Annotated in this window: 1 protein-coding gene; it reads right to left on the bottom strand. The window is 77.3% G+C overall.

Annotation, left to right across the window (positions count from 1 at the left end):
* Nucleotides 1–225, bottom strand: a 225-nt coding sequence (locus V5O49_RS00180) for a hypothetical protein (RefSeq protein WP_332900456.1), incomplete at its 3' end; no start/stop codon positions are given.
* Nucleotides 226–308: the final 83 nt, after the last annotated feature.

Below are 308 nucleotides of genomic sequence, written 5' to 3'. Positions count from 1 at the left end.
GACGGCGGCCCGGGCGTCGCGTCCGCGTTCGCCGCGCCGGGCGACCAGCACCTCGACGCGCGCCTTGATCATGAGCATGTCGGCCAGCAGCTCGGCGGGTCGGCCGCGCGGGCTCGCGGGCGACGGCGACGCGCAGCTGCGGGTAGCCCTCGTGGCCGAGGGTCTGCGCGGCGCGCACGACGGTCGGTGGCCGTCGTGCAGCCGAGGACGGCCACCGGTGTCCACGCCGGTGCGGAGCGGTACCCCTACGGGTGGATCGCACCCGTGGCCAGCAGGACGACGCCGACGACCGCGCACGCGAGGACCGT

Source organism: Isoptericola haloaureus (assembly GCF_036689775.1).
GTDB classification, from domain to species: Bacteria; Actinomycetota; Actinomycetes; order Actinomycetales; family Cellulomonadaceae; genus Isoptericola; species Isoptericola haloaureus.
Note: the sequence above shows the minus strand (reverse complement) of the source record. Positions and strands in the feature narration are given on the sequence as shown.